The organism is Streptomyces sp. NPDC052236, assembly GCF_044548015.1.
Lineage (GTDB): Bacteria > Actinomycetota > Actinomycetes > Streptomycetales > Streptomycetaceae > Streptomyces.
On sequence record NZ_JBIUBL010000002.1, the window covers coordinates 551,870 to 557,869 of the forward strand.

At 71.2% G+C, this 6,000-nt stretch carries 4 protein-coding genes; all 4 read left to right on the top strand.

Annotation, left to right across the window (positions count from 1 at the left end):
* The first annotated feature begins 108 nt into the window (after window positions 1-108).
* The gene (locus tag ACIHCQ_RS06515) at window positions 109-1,563 is read left to right on the top strand and encodes a family 2B encapsulin nanocompartment shell protein (protein WP_399658542.1); all 1,455 of its coding nucleotides are present in this window, start codon (window positions 109-111) and stop codon (window positions 1,561-1,563) included.
* A gap of 1,795 nt (window positions 1,564-3,358) precedes the next feature.
* The gene (locus ACIHCQ_RS06520) at window positions 3,359-4,390 is read left to right on the top strand and encodes a family 2 encapsulin nanocompartment cargo protein polyprenyl transferase (RefSeq protein WP_399658543.1); all 1,032 of its coding nucleotides are present in this window, start codon (window positions 3,359-3,361) and stop codon (window positions 4,388-4,390) included.
* 155 nt (window positions 4,391-4,545) lie between these two features.
* Window positions 4,546-5,127 (top strand): dihydrofolate reductase family protein, encoded by a 582-nt coding sequence (locus ACIHCQ_RS06525; RefSeq protein ID WP_399658545.1) that lies wholly within the window; start codon window positions 4,546-4,548, stop codon window positions 5,125-5,127.
* A 390-nt stretch (window positions 5,128-5,517) separates the two neighbouring features.
* A partial coding sequence (locus tag ACIHCQ_RS06530) for a DUF6304 family protein (protein WP_399658671.1) occupies window positions 5,518-6,000 on the top strand: 483 nt, incomplete at its 3' end.

Consider the following 6,000-nt stretch of genomic DNA (forward strand, 5'->3'; position numbering starts at 1 on the left):
GTTTGGGTGATCCAGTCCCACTCATTTGTGTAATGGCGTGGCCACGGGCTGTGCTGGAAGGCTGTGAGGTGCAGGTCGGATTGAGACCCGTGATCGAGAGGGGAACTCATGTCGGTTGGCTCGGTTGGTTCGGATGGGTCCGGTGGTTCCGGCGGTTCCGGCGGTTCTGCTGGCGAGGTCCACGAGCAGCTGCCGCCGCAGCAGAGTCTCGGTACGGCCGCCGCGAGAAAACTCGCGACCACTACCAAATCGGCCCCGCAGATGCAGGAAATCACCTCGCGGTGGCTGCTGCGCATGCTGCCGTGGGTGCAGGTCCAGGGCGGTACGTACCGGGTGAACCGCCGCCTGACCTACTCGGTCGGCGACGGACGTGTGACGTTCATCCAGACCGGGGACCGGGTGGAGGTCATCCCCGCCGAGCTCCGCGAACTGCCCGCCCTGCGGGAGTACGGCGACGAGGCGGTGCTCGCCGAGCTGGCGAACCGTTGCGAGCAGCGGGAGTTCGCGCCGGGTGAGGTGCTGGCGGCCGCGGGATCGCCGGCGAACCGGATCTATCTGCTGGCGCACGGCCGCGTCGAGCAGGTCGGCGCCGGTCCGTACGGCGGCGAGGCGGTGCACGGCGTCCTCGCCGACGGTGCGTACTTCGGGGACCAGACGATCCTGGACGGCGACGCGACCTGGAAGCACACCGTGCGCGCGGCGACCGCGTGCACGGTGCTTGAGCTGAGGCGCTCCGATGTGCTGAACCTCGCGGAGCGCGCGGAGTCGCTGAGCGCGCATCTCCAGGGGCTGGCGCGCCTGCCTGAACAGCCCACCAACAAGTACGGCGAGGCGGCGATCGACCTCTCCGCGGGCCATGTCGGTGAAGCGGTCGTGCCGCATACGTACGTCGACTACGACGCGGCCCCACGCGAGTACGAACTGAGCGTCGCCCAGACGGTGCTGAAGGTGCACAGCCGCGTCGCAGACCTCTACAACCAGCCGATGAACCAGACAGAGCAGCAGTTGCGGCTCACGGTCGAGGCGCTGCGCGAGCGCCAGGAGCATGAACTCATCAACCACCGGGAGTTCGGACTGCTGAACAACTGCGACTACGGGCAGCGGCTCCAGCCGCACGATGGCGCGCCGACCCCGGACGACATGGACGAGCTGCTCTCGCGCCGGCGCGCGTCGAAGCTGTTCCTCGCACATCCGCGGGCCATCGCCGCGTTTGGGCGCGAGTGCAATAAGCGGGGTCTGGTCCCGGAGAGCGTTGAGGTGGCCGGGCACCACGTACCGGCGTGGCGGGGTGTGCCGATCTTCCCGTGCAACAAGATCCCGGTGACCGACGCCCGTACGACGTCGATCATCTGCATGCGTACGGGTGAGGCGGACCAGGGCGTGGTCGGACTGCAGCAGAGCGGTCTCCCGGACGAGATCGAGCCGAGCCTGTCCGTGCGCTTCATGGGCATCGACGAGCAGGCGATCATCTCGTACCTGGTCACGGCGTACTACTCGACGGCGGTGCTGGTGCCGGATGCGCTGGGGATCCTGGAGAACGTGGAGGTGGGCCGCTGGGGATGAAGGGGGAGGGGCGGGGCGGGCGCCGAGCCGCCTCGGGCGCAGGCGCAGGTGGCGGCGCCGGGCCGGGGGCGCGGGTCCGGGTCCGGGTCCGGGCCCGGGAGTCCGGCCTGGGATGCGGGGCGGGTGCCTGGCGTCTGCCCGGCCCCGGATGCTGTGGCCCGCGACCGGCTGGTCGCCGGGCCGGGTGCCCGGCCTGTGGAGCGAGCCGCGCAGCTGGTCCCTGCGGCTCGGCCGGGCGGCCGACTCCGCCGGTTGGCCGGGGTGCTGGTCCGTGCCGCTCGCCGGGTCGCCGGCCTGTGCGGGTAGCGGTGTGCCGGTGGGCCCGGCAGCCGGCCTGGAGCTGTGTGGAGCCGCTGGGCCGTGCGGCTAGAAGACTCCTGAAGATCTTGCTCAGGCCGCCAGATTCACCCCGGAGTGCCGGTAAATGTCAATCAGGTCGAACCGGTGCAACCCGGGCGCGATTTCAAGATCTTCATCGGTCTCCTCGGGCGTGTTTTAGAAGTAGCTCCCCTGGCTTCTCCCTGGCTTCGCACGGGTGGGGCCCCGGCGAAGCCAGGGGGAAGTACCCCCAGGGGACCCCCAGTCCGCCCGTAGGGCGGGCCCTGCGGGGTCTGGTGCGTGCAGTCGCGAGGCGGTGGGGGTACCTCCCGGACGAAGTCCGGGGGGAGATCGCCCTTGACGCATGGGGGCACTCCCCCCTGGTTCGTCCGGGGAAGAAGCTCCGGGGGAGAGGCTCTGGGGAGTACTTGGGCGACTCCGACAACATCGCGTGGGGGCACTTCCCCTCGCTTTGCCTGGGGGAGGCGCCGCGGGAGTGCGTGCCAGGCGTCGTGGGGCTGGGGGTCCTCCCCCTGGCTTCGTCCGGGGGAGGAGTCCAGGGACTTCTAAAAAAGCCCTGGGCCCGCCGTCTGGCCGGGGTCGCTCGGCCGGGGTGTTCGGCCTGTCGCTGGGCCGGGTTGCGGGGCACGCGCACGCGCCCCCCGCCCCCGGAAACGCGTGCGGCCGGGATGCTCGGTTTAGCGCCCGATGCCGCTCGGCTGGATCCGTGCCGTGGCCCGCGGCGCTGGGCCTGGCGTCCCGTGCGGCTGGGCCATGCAACGTGGCGCGTTGCCTGGCCGGGGCATTCGGCCGCGCGAGGTGTCTGTGAGGTTTGTCCAGCGTTGCTGGGCCGGGTTGCTGGGCCCGCGCCCCAGGAACGAGTGCGGCCCGGATGCTCAGCGCAGCCTCCGCGTCGTTCGGCTCGTGCCAGTCGGCCTGTCGCGCGGCTGGGCCATGCGGGCTGGGCGTGTCGCGGCCGGGGTCGTTCAGCCGCGCGTCCGGGCCCGTGGCCCCCGGCCTGTCCGGTCTCGGACCGCTCGGCTGCGCGGTCCGTCGGGTGTGCTTGGCCTGGCGTCCGGCGGCCCTTGGAGCTGGGTACGGCGTCCCGGCCCGGGGCGTCCGGGCGGCTGGGGCGTGCGCTTCGGTCAGCGCGCTGCCGGGGCCGGCGGCGGGCCCCGACCTTCGTGCCGCCGGGCACGCTCGGCCTGTCGTCCGGCTCGCGGGTGCTCGGCGCGACGTCCTGGCCCGGCCAGGCGTGTATGGCCCGGGGCGTTCGGGGGTGGGGCCGGTCCGGGCAGCGTGTCCGGGGGCGTCCGGGCCCGGCCGTGTCGGGCAGGGGGCGCGCGGCTGCCCCTGCCCGGCATCTGCAAACCAGTGCCAGAAGTCCGACTCCTGACGCCCATACCCAGAGCCCAGCGTCCCGGGTCAGCACCCGGCGTCCCGGGCTCCCCCACCGGAAAGGATCGCTCAGTTGACCATGGCGGACACCGTCGAATGCAGTGAAGCCCTCGCCCTCCTCGAACGCACCCGAGCCACCGTCAGTCCCCAACTACGAGCGACCATTCAGTCGTTGCCCGCCTCCGTACGCCGTGTCGCCATGTACCACTTCGGCTGGGAACACGCCGACGGCACCCCCGCCACAGGGGCCGCCGGCAAGGCCATCCGGCCCGCGCTCGTCCTGGCCGCGGCGCGGGCGCTGGGTGGGGACGCGCAGCCTGCCGTACGGGCCGCGGTCGCCGTGGAACTGGCGCACAACTTCACACTCCTCCACGACGACGTCATCGACGAGGACCCCACCCGCAGGCACCGCCCCACCGCCTGGACCGTCTTCGGCACCGCGGACGCCATCATCGCGGGCGACGCGCTGCTCGCCCTCGCGCTGCGGCTGCTCGCCGAGGACCGGCACCCCGCATCGGCCGCCGCCTCGGAGCGGCTCGCGGCCTGTGTGATCGAGCTGTGCGCCGGGCAGCAGGCGGACTGCGCGTTCGAGGAGCGCGCGCCGTACGAGGTCTCCCTGGAGGAGTGCCTCGCCATGGCGACGGCCAAGACCGGTGCGCTCCTCGGCTGCGCCTGCGCCCTCGGTGCGCTCTACGCGGGGGCGGACGAGGACGAGGCCGCCGCCATGGAGGCCTTCGGCCGGGAGTCGGGGCTCGCCTTCCAGCTCATCGACGATCTGATCGGGATCTGGGGAGACCCGGAGCGTACGGGCAAACCGGCCGGCGCCGATCTTGCCGCCCACAAGAAGTCACTGCCCGTGGTCGCCGCGCTGGCCTCCGGTACCCCGGCCGGCGCCGAGCTGGCCGAGCTCTACCACGGGCCCATGAACGCCTCGGCCGTCCGCCGTGCCGCCGAGGCCGTCGACCGGGCGGGCGGCCGGGACTGGGCGCAGCTGGAGGCCGCCGACCGGATGGCGCGTGCTGTCCATGAGCTCGCGCGCGCGGTCCCGGATCTGGCGGCGGCGGGCGATCTGCTGGCCCTGGCGGAATTCGTCACCCGCCGTACCCGCTGAGCCCGCCGTACCCCCTGAGCCCGCCGTACCCCGTGAGCTGAGCCCGCCGAGCCGGAGAAAGGCCTTGCGTAACCACTACAGCTGGAGCACTGTGAATGGAGTGGCTGACGGCCACCGCATCATCCCCCATCGCTCCAGGACCCAGAGGATTCAGTTTGCGAAAGCTCAGCTACTTCATCGCGGCCTCGATCGACGGCTTCATCGGAGCCCCGGACGGCCACGCGGAATTCTTCAACGCGTTCGTGACCGGGGATTTTCTCGAGTACCTCAGAACGGACTGCGTCGACACCCTGCCGACCGCGGCCCGTCAGGCCCTCGGTCTCGAGGGCACGCCGAACACCAGGTTCGACACCGTCATCATGGGCCGGGCCAGCTATGACATCGCGCTGGATACAAAGATCACCAGGCCGTACGCGCATCTGCGTGAGTACGTGGCGTCGCGGAGCATCAAGGAGTCCCCCGACCCGGACGTGGAGATCGTCTCCGGCGACGTGGTGGCCAAGATTCGCGAGCTCAAAGCGGAGGACGGGCTCGACATCTATCTCTGCGGCGGCGCGGACCTCGCGGGCCAGCTGCTGGGTGAGGTGGACGAGCTGATCATCAAGAGCTACCCGGTGATCCTGGGCTCCGGCATGCCCATGTTCGGCGCGGAATTCGCCATCGCGCAGTTCGCGCTCGACTCCTCCCGTACGTTCGACAACGGCGTGGTCGTACGCAGGTACCGCCGGAAACAGTGACCGACGACTGTCCGACCCGCCCATATCGCCATATCCTGTACACATGGGCAGCGAAGGACACCGGACCGTCCGCCGCCCGTCGATCGAGGAGCTCTCGTGCCCGGTCTGCGGACAGCCTGTCGGTACGGTCATCAAACGACGCAAGACCCTCGGGGCATTCGTCCCCGTCTGGGGTGCCGGCCCCTGCCGTAACCCTGAGTGCCCAGAGTACGTCGAGAAGACGGGTGAAAGGTCGGGTGAGCGCTCGAGCGAGGAGCCCGATGCGGAGGCCGGGACGGCCTGAAGATCCTCTTTGAGGGATCCCGCCTGTCGGGCGGAGCCATAGGTAACGCTACAGTCCGCGCCATGTCATCGGAGTCGACGGAAGTCTGGGCGGGCTGGTACCGCGACATGCGCGGTGCGGAAGCGGTTACGATCGAGGCGCGCGGCCCGCAACTGCGCACAAGCATCAGAGGGGTTGAGTATGAAGGGGTGGCTTTCGCCGCCCTGGGGCAGGTCGGTGAGACCGGCGTGCTGTCGTCCTGCGTACTGGAATGGGACGTGCCGCTGCCCATCCACTCGGACGGTACGGTCCAACAAGCCACGCTGAGCTGCCTGTTGACGCTCGGCGAACCGCAGCCGGACGGTTCCCTCGACCGGGCGGACCTCAATCTCACCCTGCACCACGGCGGCGCCGCGTACGAGTCCGGTGTCGCGGGCGGCGACTTCGGCGACGCCCTCAGCCGGATACGTCGGCTGCTGCCGCCCGGCGCGGAGCTGGGACAGTCGGCAGCACCGGCACCGGCACCGGCACCGGCACCGGCACCGGCACCGGCACCGGCACCGGCACCGGCACCGGCACCGGCACCGGCACCGGCACCGGCACCGGCACCG

Coding starts and splice junctions, on each gene's coding strand:
- ACIHCQ_RS06515 (WP_399658542.1), top strand. CDS start 109: ATGTCGGTTGGCTCGGTTGGTTCGGATGGGTCCGGTGGTTCCGGCGGT.
- ACIHCQ_RS06520 (WP_399658543.1), top strand. CDS start 3,359: ATGGCGGACACCGTCGAATGCAGTGAAGCCCTCGCCCTCCTCGAACGC.